Below are 22,307 nucleotides of genomic sequence, written 5' to 3' on the forward strand. Positions count from 1 at the left end.
AAACGCGGGTTCAATATACCGATTGTCGCCTTAGTTCGAAACAAAAATTAAGTGACAATGATAACATCGAACTTAATCTAGCGCTGTATCCATCAAACAAAAAAGCACCTTAACGGTGCTTTTCAAATAAAATCATCATCATGATGAATTAAGTATAAAAGTAACGAGTCAAATGGAAAAATACCGGCGCAGCAAAACACAGAGAATCAATTCTATCTAACATTCCGCCATGCCCTTCAATAATTGCGCCAAAATCTTTAATACCACTATCACGCTTAATTGCTGACATACATAACCCGCCAACAAATCCCATCAATGTAATCGCTAAAGACATCAGCCCGGCAACCCACCAACTAAATGGGGTCACCCAATATAAACAAATACCAATAGCAACCGAGGACAGTATCCCACCCAAGAAACCTTCTATCGTCTTATTTGGACTCAGTTTTGGCACGATAGGATGTTTGCCAAACAATTTGCCAAAGACATACTGTAGTACATCTGAAATTTGAGTTACGACAATAAGAAAGAGTAATAATTTAACCGTCTCACCTTCGTAGCCTTGAATATTCAGCATCAATAATGCAGGCACATGACTTAAACAGAAAACTGTTACCAACATTCCCCACTGGATCTTTGCAGTACGCTCAAGAAAATGAAAAGTATCCCCAGCCAATGCAATTCGGGTCGGTAAAAATAAGAATACGAAGACCGGAATGAAAATAGAAAATAATCCGTACCATTCAATCCCAACTAATACATATTGCAGAGGAATAAAGACAAAGAAACACCAAAATAGTGCTTCATGGTCACTACGTCTGGTAGGAGTTAAGGTAATAAATTCACGTAATGCAAAAAATGAAATCAACGCAAATAAAACCACAACGCCAATATTACCGAGCACAACGGCGAGAACACAAATAATACACATCACCCACCATGCTCGAATTCGTGCATTTAAATTATCGATGGTTGGGTTGCTTCTCTCCCCCGAATAGCGGTAAGCCAATATTCCACCAATGATACTCGCCACAATCAGTACGCCAAATACGCCTGATAATAATAATGATAATTCGCTATCCCACAGGCTCATGGCATTAATTCCTCAAGGGCTTTTTTGGCACGCAGCAAAAAATCTGATTTACTTTCATCTTCCATTAATGGTGCCAATGGTTGACCCACTGTCGCAGAGCAAATAACGGGCACAACGAGTTTAGACCCTTTAGGCAATACTCGATTTAAATTTTCTAAATACACAGGTACCACCTCAACATGAGGGTATTTTTTAGCTAGATGATAAATGCCACTTTTAAATTCGCTTAACGCGTCGCCATCACCGCGAGTTCCCTCTGGAAATAAAATTAACGAATGTTGCGATTCTAATACAGCTTCCAATGGCTCTAGCACATTCCCTGTTGCGGGTTTGTCCCCTTTTCTATCAATCAAAACAGCACGAAAAACCTTATTCACCAGATAACGACGAAACGGAGTTTTATCCCAATAATCTTTAGCAGCAACGGGATGAACAAAGTGACGCATAAGTGGCGGTAATCCTGACCAAATAACCAATCCGTCAAGGTGACTTGAGTGATTTGCATAATAAATTCGAGAAGCCATTGTAGGCTGACACCCAACCCAACGGGTACGTACCCCAGTCAATAGACGGCAGGTCCCCGACAACAGCATTCCCATTGTTTTAGCTAATAGAGAAACTCGCTGTACTTTTTTCATCATTTTTCCTTGCGATCGCTTTCGCATAGTGACGTCCTAAAAATTAATGGTCAGTCACGAAGGCGCAATATCGATGCTAAATCAGCAATTCAGAGTCATCATTTTAAATAAGATAGATAGCTGCCCGGCAGAGTACAACTGGGTAAGTTCTGATTTATTCATTTAGAGGAAAAATAGGAGGGAGCCAATCAGATAATATGTATAAAAAATCTATTCCTTCGATAAATAGACACTAAATAATTCAAGGCGCATGTCACTGATATAGAATCAGCAGCTATGCACCTTGAGGTATAACTGAATAATTAAATACTATTTTTTATCAGCAGCGATACGGTCACGGATATTTTGTGCACGTTCTGTTGATGGTGGGTGAGAATCAAACATACTTGTTTCATTGCTACCCATTTTTGCTAATTTCTCAAAACCCGTCACTAAACCGTTAGTGCTAACACCACGCTTTTTCAACAAATCATAAGAGAAATCATCTGCTTGGCTTTCTTGGTGTTGAGAGAACTGAGAATTAACCAGTTTCTCACCTAAAGCAGCAACTTGAGATGCGCTCAGTTGTTCAACTACGCCACCCGCTGAAGCAGCTGCGGTACGTGCAGCAACAGTTGCATAAGCTACTTGCATCGCTTTACGTGTGTGACCTAATGCTACGTGGCCCATTTCATGGCCCAGAACGCCTTCAACTTCGTTATCGTTCATCACATCCATCAGACCACTGTAAACACGCACACAGCCGTTAGCCATTGCCCATGCATTCACATCTTCAGTTTGATAAACTTTATAATTTACTGGAACGCCATCAACTTCATTACCTAATGCTTTAGCAATTTTATCTAAACGCTTAGCGTACTTACTTGAAGCTGGTGCAATTTTGTTTTGTGCATCCATTTCTTTACATGACTGATCACTAAGTTGTTTAACATCAGAATCTGACAATGTAGCTGCTTGAAATAATTGCATGCCTGAGTTAGTTAACATCCCTTGGTCTAAATTTTTACAGCCAGTTAAAACGACAGCAGAAACCGCTATCGCAACAAGTGCTTTCATTCTCATGTTTCATATTTCCTATAGAATATATACAACAACTATTATTATTAGTAATGCTAAAGACTATGAATTCTGTTAAAAATAACAATAGGAATAAAGCCATAATTAGTCATAATATGATTTTGTTATCATATTTACGCCAATAGCAGAATTTACCAGATAAATACCTCTCCAATCACACATAATTAGAGTAAGTTGCTACTAATAAAAACGCCAAATTCGTGTAATTAATCAAGTCACTTAATAAACAATTCAATAATACAAAAATCACGATTCAATTGTTGTGACGTCGTAAATTGCAACGGCTGACAATTATTTGTCACCAATAAGGTTTCAAACCCTTTTAATGAGTATTGCTCCATATTAATGACTATATCGAGCAATTTTGTATGATTAAAAATTAAAACATGGCTGGCATCGCTAATCCAAGACATGACAGATTGTGCATTCAACCACTGTAAGCGAGCCCTATATTTTTGCGGATTATAGATCAGATTAAAATCGCGAATAGCGCCATCAACAAGCTCCGCATACACCTCGCTTTCACCATGGAATGCAAAAAATTGTTTTTGCTGTAAGGTAATTGGTGCCTTTTTATCTACCTGTAACGTCAAACCAACTCCCTCTAATACGCCAATAATACGCTGCCTATCAGGGAAAAAAGAAAATGCACCCGCCGCCTTAACATCTGCAATAGAAATACGCCAATCAAAATCATCTAAACCTTCACCATGACTACGCGCAACTTCTAAAGTAAACCCTTGACCATTTTTCCATGGCATTTTTTTATAATCTTGTTCTGTTAAAACTTGGATCATGACGTTTACCTATTTTTCGATAAGAAGGCTTAGATGGATAAGAATAATACTGTCGATAACCTAGTCTATTTACAGGCAAAAAAAAAGCCCCTAAAAGGGGCTTAAAAGACAGGGATGGTGTCTATGGCAAGGAAAAACTTCATTTGTTGCTACTTCACTACTTACATTTTGAAACTCACTTCACGACTTAAATCTCACTTATTTCACTGCTATATTCTTTTACTATTGCATCATTCTTTTACTATTGCATCGCTTGATATTCAGCCATTTTGTGCTGATGAATTTGTTCAAGTTGAACTTTCTGTTCAGGCGTTAATAACTGGTATAATTCATGGTGAATACGTGCCATTTCCACACGTTGTTCCAGTTCTTTTTGCAATCGCTTTTCGATTTGTTCACGGACAGCTTTATCATCAAAGCTATCTGCGATAATTAATTTGTGTAGTGCTTCACGTTCTTGCACTAAACCCGAGTTATCAACGCGATAATGCCGCTGTGTAGCCATTAAATCTCGTAATTGCTGGCGCTGTTTTTCATTTAACGTGATACCATTAAACAGGAAAGTACTTGCGCGCTCTTCATTACTAAACATTTCATGATTTTGAAATGGAACTACAACTTGAGCATTTGCTGAGGCAGATTGTTCAGGTTGCATTTGTAACATTAAAGGGGCTTCCCCTTCACGGACACTAGCATCGTTTGCTGGGATTTCCCCAAAAGCGACTGCGGGTCCGAAAACAAATGCAGAGGCTAAAACTAATACTGCTGTTTTATGTGCTGTTCTATGCATTTTAGACACCTTGTTTCCGAACTGTGCTCGTGATTCAATGTGGACAACTATACGCTGGTGGCTGCAAACTAGCGTCAGAGCTTGTAAAAGAACGTAAAGTCATGGAATCGTGAAGATTGTTATCGTATTTTGGTAGCCGGAGGACTTAAACAATGCATAAAATCCTATTAGTTGATGACGACCGTGAACTCACGTCGCTATTAAAAGAATTGCTGGAAATGGAAGGCTTCAATGTTGTCATCGCTTATGATGGTGAACAGGCATTACAGCAAATAGACTCATCAATTGACCTACTATTACTTGATGTCATGATGCCAAAGAAAAATGGTATCGAGACATTAAAAGAGCTGCGTCAATTACACCAAACCCCAGTGATCATGTTGACTGCCCGTGGCAGTGAACTCGATAAAGTATTGGGATTAGAATTAGGGGCGGATGATTATCTTCCTAAACCTTTCAATGACCGTGAACTTGTCGCTCGTATTCGCGCCTTACTACGCCGCTCAACTTGGAGCGAGCAGAACCAAGGTGACAATAGCAACACGCCTGTGCTGCAAGTTGATAAACTGCAACTTAACCCAGGCCGCCAAGAAGCGAGCTTCGATACCGAGATTCTCGATTTAACCGGTACTGAATTCACGCTACTGTATTTATTAGCACAACATTTAGGACAAGTCGTTTCGAGAGAACACCTCAGCCAAGAAGTGCTTGGAAAACGCTTAACACCGTTTGACCGTGCCATTGATATGCACATCTCAAACTTACGTCGAAAACTCCCAGAGCGTACAGACGGTCAGCCGTGGTTTAAAACCCTACGTGGCCGCGGATACCTGATGGTTTCAGCAACATGATCAACAGTTTAACCGCAAGAATATTTGCGATTTTCTGGTTCACCCTCGCACTAGTGCTCATGCTAGTGTTGATGGTGCCCAAGCTAGACTCACGGCAGCTCACCGTTTTGATGGAAAGTGAGCAGCGCCAAGGAGAAATGCTTGAACAGCATATAGAAGCAGAACTCGCACAAGCGCCGATGAATGACCTCCTTTGGTGGCGTCGTATCTCAAACTCCATCAAAAAATGGGCACCACCCGGCCAACGCCTCATTATTGTGACCAGTGAAGGTCGCGTAATTGGTGCGATGCCGAGTGAAATGCAAGTCATTCGTAACTTTATTGGTCAATCGGATAACGCCGACCACCCGAAAAAGAAAAAATATGGCCGAGCAGAAATTATTGGCCCATTCTCGATTCGTGATGGTGAAGATCACTATCAACTCTATTTAGTTCGTCCAGCCAGTAGCCCACAATCTGATTTTATCAACCTACTGTTTGACCGACCGTTTTTACTACTGATTGCCACAATGTTAATCAGTGCGCCATTATTGCTCTGGCTATCATGGAGCTTGGCACGACCTGCGCGAAAACTGAAAATGGCGGCAGATGACGTCGCGAAAGGTAACTTACGGCCTCATCCAGAACTTGAATCCGGCCCACAAGAATTCCTCTCAGCAGGTAACAGTTTTAACCAAATGATCAGCGCCTTGGATGGCATGGTCAGCGCCCAACAACGTTTAATTTCTGATATTTCTCACGAATTACGAACTCCACTCACCCGTTTGCAACTGGCAACTGCCCTATTACGTCGTCGCCATGGGGAAAGTAAAGAACTTGAACGAATTGAAACCGAAACACACCGTTTAGATAGCATGATCAACGATTTACTCGTGCTATCGCGTAGCCAACACAAAAATGAAATTCTTCGAGAAAATATTAAAGCCGATGAACTTTGGGGCGACATTCTAGACGATGCCAGCTTTGAAGCGGAACAGATGAACAAAACCTTGGACGTCACCTCGCCTCCGGGGCCTTGGTCGCTGTACTGTAATCCATCCGCTGTTGGTAGTGCTTTTGAAAATATCGTCCGAAATGCTTTACGCTATTCTCATTCACATATTGCAGTTGATTTTAAAGAAGAAAATAACGGTGTCTTAATCACCGTTGATGATGACGGCCCAGGAGTTAGCCCAGCCGACCGCGAGCACATTTTCCGTCCATTCTACCGAACGGATGAAGCGCGAGCGCGAGAAACCGGTGGAACAGGCTTAGGCCTCGCCATCGTCGAGACCGCAATCACTCAGCATAAAGGTTGGGTAAAAGCCGATAATAGCCCATTAGGGGGATTACGCTTACAAATTTGGTTACCCGAACACGGTCGCTAGCCCTTATTTTAAATCGTTACCAAGCCTTCAATTTTTAATACAATAGTTATTAAAAGTTGGAGGCTTTTTTTATTTCATTATTTAATATAACTACAAACCATATTATTAATACGCTTATTCATCAGAATATTCTTATAATCGCCTATTTCATCAACCACCAAAATAACTCATCAATATATAACCCTATTTTACTCTAATTAATAATGACGCGATCGAACAAAAACGCATTAAAGGCGTTCAATTCAAAATATAAAGCAATAGCTAATAAGTATTACTTTAATTATTAACTAGTTAACTCATATAGTGAGTAATGTATTAATCTGATACTCTTAAAGAGAAAAAATTATTAAATGTAGATTTCAGGATTAATTAAAATCAAATGGCACGCACTCCCAAGCCAACTTAAATTTCATACGTATATAATAAAAAAAAACAATTAGATACTCCTAATAGGAGTTTAAAATAAATACAATTTTATTTTTTATAACCCATTTAAATATTAGCCGAACTTAACTTCAAATGGACTTATCAATGAAAAAAAACAAGCTCACTCAGCTGATCATGTTAGCAGTACTAGGCGCATTCAGTAGCAGCAGTCTCGCTGGCGGCCTAGTTGTACCCGATAACAACTTGCGCAGCGACCTCGCTTGGCTTTCAGAACGTAATGTAATTCAAATCAGCCTTTCAACATGGCCTCTTTCTCAGGAAGAAATTACGCGTTCGTTGAATAATGCCAACATCACCAATGATGAACAGCAAGCAATTATTCAACGCATCAAGAAAAAACTCGGGAACAGCAAAAATAGTGTTCAACTAGAAACCCATTTAGCCTCTGGCAAACCGTCAATGCCACAAGGGTTTGGACAAAGTGAATACAGCGATTTTCGCTATACTGTTTCTGGTAACTACAGTACCGACGACGTTGATTTAAACCTCAAAGCCAATGCAGAGCGTGCTTTGCGCGTTGAAAATGGCTCTGACTACAACCTTAACGGCTCTTATGGTGGCGTTAAAGTTTGGAACCAATGGATAAGCTTTGGTGAAATCCCGCAATGGTGGGGACCGGGCCATGATGGTAGCTTAATCCGCACCGATGCCGCGCGCCCTGTCACCGGTTTCTTAATGCAACGTGCCGACCAAAGCCCATTTGAAACTCCATGGCTTTCATGGATTGGTTCATGGCAATACCAACTTACCGCAGGCCAAATCAAACAGTATTCATCCCAACCTAATACTAAATTGATTGGTCTACGCATGACTATGAACCCAACTGACTTCTTTGAACTTGGTGGTTCTCGTGTGGTGATGTGGGGAGGCGATGGCCGCCCAAATAACTGGAACTCGTTCTGGAATGCCATGGGTGGAAAAGATAATACCGGTGACTACAATGACGACCCCGGCAACCAACTCGCTGGCCTTGATTTTAAACTAAAACTTTATCCGCTTATTGATTTGCCAGTGAGTGTTTACGGGCAAATGGTCGGTGAAGATGAAGCCAATCTGTTCCCATCGAAAAATGCCTTTATGGGCGGTATCGAGGGATATCATACCGCTTGGGGCCAACCATTGAACTGGTATATTGAAGGCGCCAATACCCATACGGAATGGGATAAAAATGGCGTGATGTACCGTCACTTTATCTACAAAGACGGTTATTACCAACAAGGCGCGCCATTAGGCCATGCGATGGGCGGCGATGGTCGCATGTTATCAGCAAAAGTTGAATACACACTTGATGATGATAACCGCGTCAGTACCCGTTTAGTCTATGCGAAAGTAAATAAAGAGAGCTATCCACAAAATAGAATCTTCCCAGAATCTGAAACCATCAAAGGGGTCGATTTAGGTTGGTGGCATAATTTTGATAGAGACATTAGTACAGACGCCAAAGTGTGGATTTCGAAAACTGACTATGACACTCGCGACGATCTCGGTGCGTCAGTAACAGTGAACGTGCCGTTTAAGTGGTAATACTTATTTAAAGCTCGTATTATAAATAGTCTCTCATCACGGACAGCGATACTCGCCGTCCGTGTTTTTGATTAAATATTAATTTTCGTTCCACTATTCCTGATTAAAGTAATTAAATCTAACAATTATTAAGTTAATTAAAATCATCAATTCCAGCTGTTATCAATCCTATTTTACGCCGAACCAGTGTATTGCCAGCATATTAAATAATATGAATAAAATGTATCCATATTAAGTGTAATGATATTAGTGGTTTAACTTAAGTTAAACTCAAGTTAATGTTTGGCGTCATTTTAAGAGTTATAACCTAATAATTTAAAATAATTTATCCAATTAATACTCACCTCTAAGACTATTCTCTAACGTTATTTAAGATATAGTCTCTATGTATATTTAATGGTATTATTAACCGCTTTTTGCTTGACCCTGCTAGCTAGCAGGATTAACCTTCATCGGTTAAAAACAATAAGAAATGCTTATCAATTGAGCGATTCAGCCAAAAGTGCAACAATTTCAATTGATAAGCGTTGATTTACAATTCAAATGGTGCTCTGGGACCCGACAACCCAGTGCGGTAGCTATGTGTGATGGCAACTAAAAGCAGACCCTAAATAATAAAGTTAATAAAGTATTTACGGCTTTATCTTATAGCATAATAAATATATATAGGTTTATAGTGAAAATATTCGTTACAGGTGGTGCTGGGTTTATTGGTTCAGCTGTTATACGCCATATTATTAATAATACTAACGATAGTGTTATTAATATTGATAAGTTAACCTACGCAGGTAATTTAGAATCATTAATCTCTATTTCTGAAAGTCCTAATTATACTTTTATTCAAGCTGATATTTGTGATTCAGAAAAAATTAACCAATTATTTGCAGAATATCAGCCTGATGCAGTAATGCACTTAGCTGCTGAATCTCATGTTGACCGTTCTATTGATGGCCCAAGCGAATTTATTCAAACCAATATCATTGGCACCTATACTTTACTTGAAGCTGCTCGGCACTATTGGAATCAGTTATCAACAGATAAAAAATCAGCGTTTCGTTTTCATCATATATCTACCGATGAAGTTTATGGCGATCTTGAATCAACGACTGACTTATTCACTGAAACCACACCTTACGCCCCAAGTAGCCCTTATTCTGCATCCAAAGCATCGAGCGATCATCTAGTTCGAGCTTGGCAACGCACTTATGATTTACCTACAATAGTTACCAATTGCTCCAATAACTATGGTCCATTCCATTACCCCGAAAAACTTATTCCTTTAATCATTTTGAATGCTTTAGAAGGTAAACCATTACCTGTTTATGGTAATGGACAACAAATTCGGGATTGGCTCTATGTGGAAGATCATGCAAGAGCACTTTATAAAGTAGTCACTGAAGGTAAGATTAGTGAGACCTACAATATTGGCGGCCATAATGAAAAAGCCAATATTGATGTGGTTAAGACAATTTGCAGTATTCTTGAAGAACTCGCTCCCAATAAACCAAATGGCATTAATAACTATAGTGATTTAATTACCTATGTTACCGATAGACCTGGTCATGACCTACGTTATGCCATTGACGCCACAAAAATAAAAAATGAGCTCAATTGGGTACCAGAAGAAACATTTGAAACAGGCTTACGTAAGACGGTTGAATGGTATTTAAATAATACTGAGTGGGTTGAGTCAGTACAGAATAATAAATATAACAGAGAAAGATTAGGGGTTTAAACGTGAAAGGCATTATTTTAGCGGGCGGTTCAGGCACAAGGTTATATCCAATAACTATGGGCGTTTCAAAACAGTTACTCCCTATTTATGATAAGCCCATGATTTACTATCCGCTTTCAGTATTGATGTTAGCAGGTATTCGCGAAGTATTAATTATTACTACTCCAGAAGACCAAAGCAGCTTTGAACGTTTATTGAGTAATGGTTCACAATTTGGTATTTCCATTCAATATGCTATTCAACCTAAGCCTGAAGGCCTAGCCCAAGCATTTATTATTGGCGAAGAATTTATAGGTACTGATAGCGTTTGCTTAGTATTAGGCGATAATATTTTTTGGGGGCAAGGATTTTCACCGAAACTTTTAAATGCAACTAATACCAAAAATGGAGCAACTGTATTTGGATATGAAGTCCAAGACCCTGAACGTTTTGGTGTTGTTGAATTTGATGAAAACTATAATGCAATCTCTATTGAAGAAAAACCTTTAAAACCAAAATCAAAATATGCGGTTACTGGCTTATATTTCTATGATAATGACGTCATTAATATTGCAAAAAATATACAACCATCCGATCGTGGTGAGCTAGAAATTACAACAATAAACCAAATTTATCTTAAAAATAAAAAACTAAAAGTTGAACTACTAGGCCGTGGCTTTGCTTGGTTAGATACAGGTACACACGATAGTCTTTTAGATGCGTCAAGTTTTGTCGAAACAATTGAAAAGAGGCAAGGCTTCAAAATTGCATGCTTAGAAGAAATTGCATTTAGACAAAAATGGCTTAGTGCTGAACAAGTTTTAACAACTGCCGAGAAATGTCGAAAAAACAGTTATGGCGAATATCTTATTAACTTAATTGAGAAAAAGAAATGAAATTAGTTAACACAATTGAATTCCAAAAACTTGGTGATGAAAGAGGTTCGCTAGTTTCATTAGAACAAAATAAAAATATTCCATTTGAAATTAAGCGTATTTATTATATTTTTGGAACCAAGAATGGTGTTTCTCGTGGATTTCATGCACATAAAGAATTAAGACAGCTCGCTGTATGTGTCCGTGGAAGCTGCCGTTTTGTTATGGACGATGGCAGAAATAAAGAAGAAATCATTTTAAATTGCCCTCATGCAGGTTTATTGATTGAACCAATGCAATGGCATGAAATGTATGATTTTTCAGAAGACTGCATTATTGTAGTTTTAGCAAGCAATCACTATGATGAAAGTGATTATATCCGTAGCTATGATAATTTTTTAGAAGAATCTAAAAATGTTTATTCATAAACTAAGCGATGTCCAAAGTAAAAAGATAGGTGAAAACACTCGGGTTTGGCAATTTAGCGTTATCTTGGAAAATGCAGAATTAGGAGCTAACTGTAACGTTTGCGCACATACTTTGATCGAGAATGATGTTCTTATTGGAAATAACGTAACAATAAAGTCTGGTGTTTACTTATGGGACGGTCTGCGTATCGAGGATGATGTTTTTATTGGTCCGTGTGTTACATTTGCAAATGATAAATACCCACGCTCTAAACAATACCCTGATAATTTCCCTCTAACAGTTATAAGAAAAGGGGCATCAATTGGTGCAAATGCCACTATCTTACCGGGTATAACTATCGGTGAGAACTCAATGATTGGTGCAGGAAGCGTAGTTACAAAAGATGTACCAGCCAATGCTCTTGTCGTCGGTAATCCCGCAAGAATAACTCGATATTTAAAATAATTGTAGGCCTCATAATGATTAATTTTCTTGATTTAAAAAAAATAAACAATCAATACCAACAAGAATTAAAAGATGCATGTTCACGAGTTATCGATTCTGGCTGGTATATCATGGGAAAAGAATTAGAGAATTTTGAAAATGAATTTTCTAATTATTGCGGCACCAAATATACCCTTGGTGTAGCTAATGGCTTAGATGCTCTAACCTTAGTATTAAGAGCATGGAAAGAACTTGGTAAACTAAAATCAGGTGATGAGGTTATTGTTCAAGCTAATACCTATATAGCGTCTGTATTAGCTATAACTGAAAATAATTTAGTCCCTGTACTCGTAGAGCCAGACGCTGATACATATAATTTATCTATTGAAAATATCAAAGCAGCAATTACAAATAAAACAAAAGTAATACTCCCTGTCCACTTATATGGTCAGATTTCGCCAATGCCAGAGATTATGGCATTAGCAAAACAACATAAATTATTAGTCTTAGAAGATTGTGCCCAGTCTCATGGCGCTATGATAAATGGAAAAAAATGTGGGAGCTGGGGTGATGCTGCTGGGTTCAGCTTTTATCCTGGAAAAAACTTAGGTGCTTTAGGTGACGCAGGAGCTATTACTACTAATAACGATCAACTTGCTGATACAATAAAAGCATTACGCAATTATGGTTCGCATAAAAAATATGAAAATCTTTATCAAGGTGTGAACAGTCGTTTAGATGAAATTCAAGCTGCAATGTTGAATGTAAAATTAAAATATCTTGATGCTGAAACTCTAATCCGCCAAAAGATAGCACTAACTTACTTAGAAAATATTAATAACCCATTAATTAAGCTTCCTCTAAGCGCTGATGAATATAAGAACAACCAACAAAACCATGTATGGCATCTGTTTGTTATTGCGACAAAGCATAGAGATTTACTACAAAAATATCTAATAGAACAGGGAATTCAAATATTAATTCATTATCCAACCCCACCACATAGACAAAGTGCATATAGAAAATTTAATAAAATATCCCTACCAATAACAGAAGCTATTCATGAAAAAGTATTAAGCATCCCCTTATTTCCAACCCTAGAAAATAAGGATATAAAGAAAATAATAAGGGTTATAAATGAATTCAATATTTAAACGAGTGATAATAAAGCTGTTAAAAATCTTGAGATTATCATTATATAATTTCCTATCTGATAGAAAAATTATTTGTACAAAAATACAACCTCTACTAGTTAAAGGTAATGGTAATATAGAAATTGAAAGTAATGTAACCTTTGGCGTTGAAAATTCCAACTACTATTATTCTTCTTATGCTTATATTGAAGCTAGGGGTGAAGAAAGTTTAATTAAAATTGGAAAGTCTTGTGTTTTTAACAATTCAACAACAATCATCGCAGATCATGATAACATTGTTATTGGAGAAAACTGTGTTTTTGGTACTAATGTTGAAATATTGAACTCTAACTTTCATAAGCTATATAAACAGGACAAAATAAAAAGAGATAAAGTTATTATTGGAAATAATGTATTCATTGGTAATAATGTTAAAATATTAAAAGGAACAATAATTGAGGATAATGTAACAATTGCTAATGGTTCTATAGTGTGTTCACAGATTCCCATGGGAACGATTGCAGCAGGAGTTCCTGCAAAAGTACTAACTTATGAAAATGATTAAAACATCTTTATTAACAGGCGGTTACACCCTGCTTAAATTTCTAGCTTCTTTTATTTCAAATAAAGTTATAGCTATATATATAGGACCATCCGGAGTTGCAATATTAGGAAATATTCAAAATTATATTACATTAATTTATTTATTTTGTGGAGATATGTTTAAATCGGCTATAATTAAATACATTGCTGAAGATAAAACCGAAAACATTAAAATTATCAAAAGTGCAATAATATCATCAGCTATTTTAAATGGTATAACATTTACTTTAGTTTTTATCTTTTCGAAGAATATTAGTGTTCTATTAACTGGTTCAGAAAACTATTCTCAACATTTTATAATAGCGTCATTATTAACACCATTTACGATACTCTCAATAATAATAATATCGTATTTAAATGGAATACGGAATATAAAAAAATTCATTATTTTGAATATAGTATCAAGTCTAATAGCTTTAATTTTCACTGTAGTTCTAACTATAAAAAATGGCTTAAGTGGAGCTATTCTCGCAATTCTAACAAATCAATTTTTAATATTCATATATATCCTAGCGTTCAATAGGGAATATATATATGTTATAGTAAATTCGATTAAAAAAAATGTCACAAAACAGAATTATATAACGCTTTTTCAATTTAGCTCTATCACATTGATTGCAATATCATGTTCAGCATTAAGCTTATTCTTAATTCGCGCATTAGCAATAGAATATAGCTCCATAAGAGAAGCAGGGGAATGGCAAGCAGCATGGACGATCAGTCAACTCATTTTGACATTATTGACTATATCATTAAATACATATTTCCTACCTAAAATATCATCTATAAAGAATAGAGTCGACTTAAATAAAGAAATTAACACTGGAATAATTATATTTATACCTTTCGTGATTTTTTCTTGCATTTTATTATATATATTCAAAGAATACATTGTTATAATCCTATATTCAAAGGATTTTGTTAGCACAGATTCATTCTTTCTTTTTTTACTAGTCGGCGTTATATTTAAATCAATTAGCTGGTTTTATGGAATAACTTTTGTTGCTAAAGCAAAAATAAAAATAACAATTTTAACTGAGTTTATATTTGCGTTATTCTGGTACTTAACCTCCTGGTTATTCATTTTTAAATATAACTTAATTGGATTAACATATTCATATGCTACAACATCATTTATACATATGGTGATTATGTTTTTCTTGTATAAGCAAGAAAATAATAAAACAAGAGGAAAAAATGACTAATATGATTGCAAGAAGTACATGTCCCAGTATTTCTGTCATAATTCTTTCTTATAATGGTGAAAAATATATTGAAGAGACCATAATTTCTGTATTGAATCAAGATTATAAAAATATAGCTCTTATCATTGTTGATGATAACTCTAAAGATTTAACTTTAGATATACTCCATAAATATAATAATTATCCTAATATAAAAGTTATATTTAATACCGAAAACAGAGGTATAGCAAAAAATTTAAATGATACCATAGCATTAATAGACAGTGATTATTTTATTTTACTGGGTCACGATGATTTAATTCCTCCTGAGCATTTATCTATAATGGTTAATGAATTTAAAGATGATGTAGTATCTATACATTGCAACTCTTATATTATTGATTCAGAAGGAAACAAAAATAAAATTTTAAAATTTGATTCTGTCCAAAAAATAAAAAGTGATTTTTCAAATATTCGACAAGAGTTAGCATTGGATAATTTTATCTCTAGTTGTGGTATGCTTCATAAAACTAAAGTCTTTAAATTAATTAATGGTTGGGATGAAAAACACAGAAACTATGGTGAATGGCTATATTATATAAAATCTTTAGATTACGGTATAATAAAATACACTACAAAAACTAAAGCATTTTATCGTAGACATGAAACAAATATAACCAATAGCTTCAAAGATAAAAAAGTAAAATATGGGGTCTATTTATACAAAAAAACATGTAGACAATTAGGTTTTAAGAAAGCAAATAAAAATCTTACTTTCTTACTACAATATTTATATATAAATTTTAAGAGTTATTTATATGTGTTTAAAAAATAATATATTGATAATCAATGAAGGAAATTCAGATAATCTGGGTGATAAAGCAATAAAAAAATCAGTTTCAGAATTTTATACTGCCCATAATACAGAACTATATTTTTCTGATTATACAAAGAAAAATGAAATTAATATTACAGAAAATAAAAATAAAAATAAAAATAAAAATAAAAATTTATTTCATTTTTTGAAATTTGTTATCCCTTACAAGTTGCGTTGGCTTCTTCTTAACTATAGCCGCATAAAAAAAACTGTAGCCCAAAAGTATGATTTAGTTTCTATTGGTGGTGGTCAATTAATACTTTCAAATGAAACTTTCGCTATTGCATTATTTACTTGGGTATGGTCACTTCATTTTACAGGAAGCAAGAATATAATATTATTATCCATAGGGGTTGGCGATAAGTTTTCATTTTTAGATAGAATACTATTTAAATTAGCACTTAATAAGGTTAAACACGTTTATGCAAGAGATTTAAAATCTATTAGAAATTTAAAATCTATATTTAAAGTAAATGGAATGCGAACTTTCGATATTGCATTTTTTCACGCTAAAAATAATAACACAACTGTTGGAAATAGCATTTTCTTAGGCGTAACAGACTATAAAGTGTATATAAAATATAATCCTATAATTACTCGTAATGAATACTATGATAGTTGGGTGGAAATCATAAATAGATTACAAAAAAACAACACTATAAAACTATTTTACACTACTCAATCAGATTTGGATGAATGCGTGAAATTTAAAGAGTATTGCAGAGCCCAATATAATCTAAATTTTGATATTGTTAAAACTAGAAATTTAGACGAGCTCAATATAGCTTTATCAAATGCTACTACTGTTATTTCAGGTAGAATGCATGCATTAATATTGGCTTATAACCTAAATAGAAATATTATTGCCTATCCTATATCAAATAAACTCATTACATTTAATGAAGAAATTATATCAAAAAAATTAGATAATAATTTGATCCAAAATAAGTTAGAGTCTATGAGGCATACTATCTTTAGTCAGTATATAAAAAATGAAAATATTAATAATTAGCCATGAATTCCCTCCAGTAGGAGGTGGAGCTGGTATAGTTGCAAAGCAATATTGTGACTACTTAACAGCAATGAATCACGATGTAACGCTAATGTCGGCCAATATTACTGATAATAATACATGGAATGAAACAGTATATAAAATTAGACCAAGTAACTATAAGTTTTTTTGGCCTATGAGTTATTACAAGACTTTAAATAAAATTTCATTAGATGGATATGATAGAATTATTCTAAATGACGTTGGGGCAACTTTAATAGCTGGATTATTTTTAACTAAATCACAATTGAAAAAATCCATCATCGTACTCCATGGTCAAGAACCAGAGCAAATATATACTCAAGCAACAAAAATATATAAGCTATTTAGGTTAAAAGCATATTATCACCGTTCAATAACGAATGCTAAAAAAATAATTGCTGTTAGCAAATATATGAAAGAAAAATTTATATCGCTAGCACTATCTGATGCAGAAAAGGAAACTATCGGTAATAAAATTTTAGTTTCATACACTGCTATAAATAAAAATTTGTTTACCTTGCCAACTAAAAAAGAAAAAACTCTAGATAACAAACTTAAGCTAATTACGGTAAGTAGAATAGAACAAGACAAAGGACTTGACGATTGTATAACGCTCGCTCTAAAACTTAAAGCTGCCTATATAGATTTTGAATGGCTCATTATTGGTGAAGGTACATATCTAAAGCATCTAAAGTTTATAATAGCTCAGCACAAATTAGAAGAGCAAATTAAGCTACTTGGCCGTATGCCACAGGAAAAACTTCCCTATTATTATAAAAATTCAGATTTATTTTTGTTATTTTCACATATGACAGAATCCTTTGGTTTAGTATACTTGGAAGCTCAATTATGTGGTTGTCCTGCGATAGGATTTAATAAATTTGGCGTCAAAGAAAGTATTTTTCATAAAAAAACAGGTTTTTTAGTTAATAGCATTGAAGATGCTTTTATAATTATAAAAAATAAAGAATATAGAGAAGTAAATATCACCCCAACTTATTTTGAAAACTTTTCTTTTGAACAAGCATCAAAGCGACTTGACAGGGTGATCAATGAATAAATTAACACTTAATTCTATTTTAAAAAATAATAAAATTACGTATATTATACTCTTCTTATTCGTATTTGGCATTCCTTTTTCATTTATACCAGTAAATACGTCTAAGTTAATTTTTGCTATATTTATTATTGTTTTTTTCCTCAACGGAAATATTAAAAACCTTCACAAGAAAAATTTTTATTTAATCTTGCTGTTAAATTTAGCTTTATTAGCTACGAGTATATTGCCATTAATAATTAATAATAGTTCTGACATTAACAATATCTATGCAAATTTAGTATTATTTACTGAAGCTTTCATTGGCTCTCTACTGGTAGTATATTTTCTATTTCATGAAAAAAATTTATATTCCTTCCTATATTCAATTATTGTTATTGCATTAGCACAATCTATAATCATACTTCTAATGTTATTTATTGCTCCATTACGTGATTTTATTTTTAGCATAACATTAACTACTGGCGCAGCTCTTTTTGAAAGATATGATGGTTTCAGAGGATTAGGGCTAGCAGCAAGTCTTACATATGACCTTGCTGTTTTCTTATCGATTAGTTTAATTATTCTTTCATATTTATTCGTTAAATCATACATTAATATAAAAAAAACAATTCTATTTTGGATGATTATTTTCTTTGCTATTTGTATTACTGGTCGAACAGGTTTATTTGGGGCCTTTCTTTCAATACTATTTATATTAGCATCTAACTTAACATCTAAAAACCATCAAAAAAAGATATTTTCTTTAAGCTTCTCTACTATACTTATACTCTTATTTTTATTTTTACTCATAAGCCTATTTTCCCCGAAAACTTTTGATTTAATTAATTCAATTTTCACTAAATATACATTTGAATTTTTATCTAACTATTCTCAAACAGGTAAGATAGAAACTGAGTCAAGTAATATTCTTAAAGATATGTATTTTCCAATATCATCCCATACTTTTTTTTGGGGCGATGGCTACTGGTTAGACCCTAACGGTAATGGGTATTATATGCATACTGATGCTGGTTATATGCGCTCAATTTTATACGGCGGATTTATAAATATATTATTTTTATCTCTAATTTATTTTATAGGATTTATTGGAATATCGCGTTTTTCTAAAGAAAGAATTTTTCGCTTAATGATTATACTAATTTCAATTATATACTTTTCATCTCAAATAAAAGGTGACTTTTTCTTAGGTTCGTCCATTAATATAAAGTTATTCTTCTTACTTTTGGCTTATTTTTTCTTATTAAAAAAGCCAGTTACCTATTAGTAATATTTAATTAGGCTATTTAAAATGAAGCTAGTTTATATAGTTCCTTCGCTTGATAATGTTGGGCCAACAAATGTTGTTTTAGCATTAGTAAAACAGTTGTCAAACAATAATGAAATTACTATAATTTCATTTCGTAGTGGAATACTTGAAAATAAATTCAACGAATATTGCAATATTTATATTACTAAAAACATTTTCAAAATTTTCGGAATAATATCTGATAAAAAAGCCATAGTACATTCTCATGGCTTTTTCCCAGATTTATTAAATGCTATTATAAGAATCTCAAGAATTTCTAATAATAACTTTTCTACTATACATAACTTTATTAAACTCGATTATATTTTATTGAAGGGAAAGTATCTAGGTTCCTTTTATGCAATTATTCATAAAATAATATTGAAAATGATAAAATATCCTATTAATTGTTCAAAATCAGCAATGATGTTTAATAAAATAAGTAATTACTATATTTATAATGGTGTTGATGACCATTATGATTTGGCAAAAAATAAGCCTGATGACAACAAAATAAATTTAGTTTACCTTGGGGTTCTAAATAAAAGAAAAAATCCTCATGTGTTTTTAGAGGCATTTAAAAAAAGAGAAAGAAAAAATTTAATCTTATATGTAGTTGGTAATGGAGAAGAATATTCAACATTAAAATCTAATTATGAAAGCGATAACATTAGGTTTACCGGAAAAATTGAGAACCCTTTTTCTATTATTAATAAATGCGATTTTGTGATATCATCATCATTAGCTGAAGGCTTTCCATTAGCAATACTTGAAGGCTTATCTTGCGGATTAAGTTACATATTATCTAATATTCCTCCTCATATTGAAATTCATGAGCTAGCCAACCATAATGGTTTTCTCATTGAGAATAACCCATCATGTTTTGATGATGTTTTCACCTTATTAGAAAAATATAATCCCTATGAATTTAAAAAAAACTGTAGGGTTTTATATCTAGAAAAATTCACAACAGAAAAAATGGTAGAAGAGTATACAAATCTTTATATATCTTCATTTCAGTAGTATTATTCATGGATATAGTTATGACATCCAAACCAAAAGTTGCCGTTATCATGAGTGTATATGGGAATGATAATGAAGATGACTTTGTTCGTGCAATTGAAAGTATACTTTCACAACACTATTCTTGTGATTTATTGATTTATCAGGATGGACCAGTAAATCATCTGGTAGATAGTGTTATTAATAAATATAGTTCTAACCCTTCAGTTATAATTTTCAACTCGCCAATTAATAAAGGCCTCGCTCATGCTTTAAATACCATGATCGAATATTGTCTTAAATCTCATTATAAATATATTGCTAGAATGGATAGTGATGATATTTCTAGAGTATCAAGAATTGAGCGACAAGTTAACTTTCTAGAAATAAACTCTCATATACATGTGGTAGGTACTTTTTGTAAAGAATTTGGTTCATCTTTTTGCCTTGAAAGAAAAACATTACCAACTGAGCATGAGGATTTACTCAATTTTAGCATAACACGTTGTCCTTTTATTCATCCAACAGTTATGTTCAGAGTATCTGTTTTTAGTTCTGGTCATCGATATCCCGAAAATACTGTACTAACTGAAGATATGGCCCTATGGTTTGAATTATTAAAAGCCGGATATATTTTCCATAATATAAATGAAGTTCTTTTAGATTTTCAGATAACTGAAAAAACCATTATTCGTAGAACTAGTTTTAAAAAGTCTATCGGTGAATTTAAAATAAGAATGAAGAATATGATATTATTAAAAAAAATCAACTTAAAAAATTTTTTTCTAATCACTGCTAAGTTAGCTCTTTCATTTACACCATCTTTTATTATAAAAACTGCCTACAAAAACTTAAGGTAACAAAATTTTATTTTAAAATCTGAAAAGTTAAATAATATTACTCTGTTTTCATTAATTAAATGAGTATCAAAAGCTAAGGGCTAATTTACTATATGAATTATTTATCCACAATACCCCTGCTATTTTCTTTATTAATAGTAGGCTGTAGTGTTACCCCAGGTGTCTATATGTCTACCTCAGGTAAAAATGTCGTCGACACTGGCGATCGTGATATTTCTAAATTTGTCGATATCTACCCGATCTCACCAAAATTGTTAGATGAGATGTATACTCCTCAAGTTATCGCCAAACCAAATCCATTACTCGATAAACAGCTTTCAACCTATGAATATCGTGTTGGTGTGGGTGACGTATTAACTATCACTGTATGGGATCACCCTGAGCTAACTATTCCAGCCGGTTCATATCGTAGTGCACAAGACTCCGGTAACTGGGTACACTCAGATGGCACCATCTATTACCCTTACATTGGTAAAGTGAAAGTTATTGGTAAAACCGTTACTGAAATCCGTACTCTAATCAGTAACCGCCTTGCCACTTATATTGAGTCCCCACAAGTAGATGTTAGTATTGCCGCATTCCGCTCACAAAAAATGTATGTGTCTGGTGAAGTGGCTAAACCGGGAACCCTACCAATTACTAACGTGCCTCTAACTATTTTAGAAGCCTTTAATAATGCAGGTGGTTTAACTGAAAAGGCTGATTGGGATAACGTAGTACTCACTCGTAACGGTAAAGAAATTAAAGTCTCTTTACAATCTTTGGTGCAATTTGGCGATTTAACACAAAACTACCTGATGCAACCAAGTGATGTACTTTATGTACCGCGCAATGATGGGCAAAAAGTATTTGTGATGGGTGAAGTCGGTCAACCAACTACGCTCACCATTGACCGCGCAGGTATGAGCATTACTGAAGCATTAAGTAAAGCCAGTGGTATTGACCAAACAACGGCTAATGCAACAGGTGTATTTGTTATCCGTCCTGTTAAAAACCAACCAGCAGCAGATAAAGAGCTAGAAGCATTGCTACCGAAAAAAGTGGCAGCGGTTTACCAACTAGATTTATCTGACGCCACCTCTTTGGTTATGGGTACCGAATTCAAATTGCAACCTTATGACTTGGTCTATGTAACTGCGGCACCAGTTGTACGTTGGAATCGTCTCATCACACAACTATTACCAACTATCGCTAGTTATAATCAGTTAACTGAAGGTGTTAAACGAATTCATGACTGGTAATAGC

At 34.3% G+C, this 22,307-nt stretch carries 22 protein-coding genes; 17 read left to right on the forward strand and 5 right to left on the reverse strand.

Going from position 1 to position 22,307, the window contains the following annotated elements; genetic code table 11:
- Positions 1-148: 148 nt before the first annotated feature.
- The 5 genes from AAZR93_RS16565 to AAZR93_RS16585 all read right to left on the reverse strand — a co-directional run bounded on the left by AAZR93_RS16565 (position 149) and on the right by AAZR93_RS16585 (position 4,395).
- Positions 149-1,093 (reverse strand): phosphatidate cytidylyltransferase, encoded by a 945-nt coding sequence (locus AAZR93_RS16565; protein ID WP_434720452.1) that lies wholly within the window; start codon positions 1,091-1,093, stop codon positions 149-151.
- Entirely contained in the window at positions 1,090-1,731 is a 642-nt protein-coding gene (locus AAZR93_RS16570; protein WP_434720545.1) for a lysophospholipid acyltransferase family protein, read from the reverse strand. Before AAZR93_RS16570 ends, AAZR93_RS16565 begins: the two co-directional genes overlap by 4 nt.
- Before the next feature lie 309 nt (positions 1,732-2,040).
- Positions 2,041-2,793, reverse strand: a complete 753-nt coding sequence (locus AAZR93_RS16575; RefSeq protein ID WP_294105123.1) for a M48 family metallopeptidase — start codon at positions 2,791-2,793, stop codon at positions 2,041-2,043.
- A gap of 230 nt (positions 2,794-3,023) precedes the next feature.
- Positions 3,024-3,605, reverse strand: coding sequence for a HutD/Ves family protein (locus AAZR93_RS16580; RefSeq protein WP_336429730.1), 582 nt, complete (start codon positions 3,603-3,605; stop codon positions 3,024-3,026).
- 241 nt (positions 3,606-3,846) lie between these two features.
- Positions 3,847-4,395: a Spy/CpxP family protein refolding chaperone gene (locus tag AAZR93_RS16585; protein WP_434720453.1), complete on the reverse strand. Its 549-nt coding sequence runs from the start codon at positions 4,393-4,395 to the stop codon at positions 3,847-3,849.
- 152 nt (positions 4,396-4,547) lie between these two features.
- Here AAZR93_RS16585 and cpxR point away from each other — a divergent pair, with 152 nt between their 5' ends.
- From cpxR to AAZR93_RS16670, 17 genes are all read left to right on the forward strand, one after another.
- Entirely contained in the window at positions 4,548-5,246 is a 699-nt protein-coding gene (cpxR, locus tag AAZR93_RS16590) for an envelope stress response regulator transcription factor CpxR (RefSeq protein WP_336429724.1), read from the forward strand.
- Positions 5,243-6,613 (forward strand): envelope stress sensor histidine kinase CpxA, encoded by a 1,371-nt coding sequence (cpxA, locus tag AAZR93_RS16595; protein WP_294105108.1) that lies wholly within the window; start codon positions 5,243-5,245, stop codon positions 6,611-6,613. The genes cpxR and cpxA overlap by 4 nt, the downstream gene beginning before the upstream one ends.
- 531 nt (positions 6,614-7,144) lie before the next feature.
- Positions 7,145-8,584: a capsule assembly Wzi family protein gene (locus tag AAZR93_RS16600; protein ID WP_434720454.1), complete on the forward strand. Its 1,440-nt coding sequence runs from the start codon at positions 7,145-7,147 to the stop codon at positions 8,582-8,584.
- Positions 8,585-9,257: 673 nt separating this feature from the next.
- Entirely contained in the window at positions 9,258-10,319 is a 1,062-nt protein-coding gene (gene rfbB / locus AAZR93_RS16605; RefSeq protein ID WP_434720546.1) for a dTDP-glucose 4,6-dehydratase, read from the forward strand.
- Between the two features lie 2 nt (positions 10,320-10,321).
- Positions 10,322-11,194: a glucose-1-phosphate thymidylyltransferase RfbA gene (gene rfbA, locus AAZR93_RS16610; RefSeq protein WP_434720455.1), complete on the forward strand. Its 873-nt coding sequence runs from the start codon at positions 10,322-10,324 to the stop codon at positions 11,192-11,194.
- Positions 11,191-11,601, forward strand: coding sequence for a sugar 3,4-ketoisomerase (locus tag AAZR93_RS16615; RefSeq protein ID WP_434720456.1), 411 nt, complete (start codon positions 11,191-11,193; stop codon positions 11,599-11,601). The genes rfbA and AAZR93_RS16615 overlap by 4 nt, the downstream gene beginning before the upstream one ends.
- Complete coding sequence (locus tag AAZR93_RS16620) at positions 11,588-12,046, forward strand: acyltransferase (RefSeq protein WP_434720457.1); 459 nt, start codon at positions 11,588-11,590, stop codon at positions 12,044-12,046. The genes AAZR93_RS16615 and AAZR93_RS16620 overlap by 14 nt, the downstream gene beginning before the upstream one ends.
- Before the next feature lie 14 nt (positions 12,047-12,060).
- Complete coding sequence (locus tag AAZR93_RS16625) at positions 12,061-13,179, forward strand: DegT/DnrJ/EryC1/StrS family aminotransferase (protein ID WP_434720458.1); 1,119 nt, start codon at positions 12,061-12,063, stop codon at positions 13,177-13,179.
- Positions 13,163-13,723 (forward strand): acyltransferase, encoded by a 561-nt coding sequence (locus tag AAZR93_RS16630; RefSeq protein WP_434720459.1) that lies wholly within the window; start codon positions 13,163-13,165, stop codon positions 13,721-13,723. The genes AAZR93_RS16625 and AAZR93_RS16630 overlap by 17 nt, the downstream gene beginning before the upstream one ends.
- Positions 13,710-14,966, forward strand: coding sequence for an O-antigen translocase (locus AAZR93_RS16635; RefSeq protein WP_434720460.1), 1,257 nt, complete (start codon positions 13,710-13,712; stop codon positions 14,964-14,966). The genes AAZR93_RS16630 and AAZR93_RS16635 overlap by 14 nt, the downstream gene beginning before the upstream one ends.
- A complete protein-coding gene (locus tag AAZR93_RS16640; protein WP_434720461.1) occupies positions 14,959-15,780 on the forward strand; it encodes a glycosyltransferase family 2 protein in 822 nt (273 codons plus the stop codon). Before AAZR93_RS16635 ends, AAZR93_RS16640 begins: the two co-directional genes overlap by 8 nt.
- Positions 15,764-16,834, forward strand: a complete 1,071-nt coding sequence (locus tag AAZR93_RS16645) for a polysaccharide pyruvyl transferase family protein (protein ID WP_434720462.1) — start codon at positions 15,764-15,766, stop codon at positions 16,832-16,834. The genes AAZR93_RS16640 and AAZR93_RS16645 overlap by 17 nt, the downstream gene beginning before the upstream one ends.
- Positions 16,815-17,915, forward strand: a complete 1,101-nt coding sequence (locus AAZR93_RS16650; RefSeq protein WP_434720463.1) for a glycosyltransferase family 4 protein — start codon at positions 16,815-16,817, stop codon at positions 17,913-17,915. Before AAZR93_RS16645 ends, AAZR93_RS16650 begins: the two co-directional genes overlap by 20 nt.
- On the forward strand, positions 17,908-19,179 hold the full coding sequence (locus AAZR93_RS16655) for a hypothetical protein (protein ID WP_434720464.1): 1,272 nt from the start codon (positions 17,908-17,910) through the stop codon (positions 19,177-19,179). The genes AAZR93_RS16650 and AAZR93_RS16655 overlap by 8 nt, the downstream gene beginning before the upstream one ends.
- Positions 19,180-19,203: 24 nt before the next feature.
- The gene (locus AAZR93_RS16660; protein ID WP_434720465.1) at positions 19,204-20,223 is read left to right on the forward strand and encodes a glycosyltransferase family 4 protein; all 1,020 of its coding nucleotides are present in this window, start codon (positions 19,204-19,206) and stop codon (positions 20,221-20,223) included.
- A gap of 20 nt (positions 20,224-20,243) precedes the next feature.
- Positions 20,244-21,062 (forward strand): glycosyltransferase, encoded by an 819-nt coding sequence (locus tag AAZR93_RS16665; protein WP_434720466.1) that lies wholly within the window; start codon positions 20,244-20,246, stop codon positions 21,060-21,062.
- Between the two features lie 92 nt (positions 21,063-21,154).
- Positions 21,155-22,303 (forward strand): polysaccharide export protein, encoded by a 1,149-nt coding sequence (locus tag AAZR93_RS16670; RefSeq protein WP_434720467.1) that lies wholly within the window; start codon positions 21,155-21,157, stop codon positions 22,301-22,303.
- Positions 22,304-22,307 lie beyond the last annotated feature (4 nt).

Source organism: Providencia sp. Je.9.19, assembly GCF_051129765.1.
GTDB lineage: Bacteria > Pseudomonadota > Gammaproteobacteria > Enterobacterales > Enterobacteriaceae > Providencia.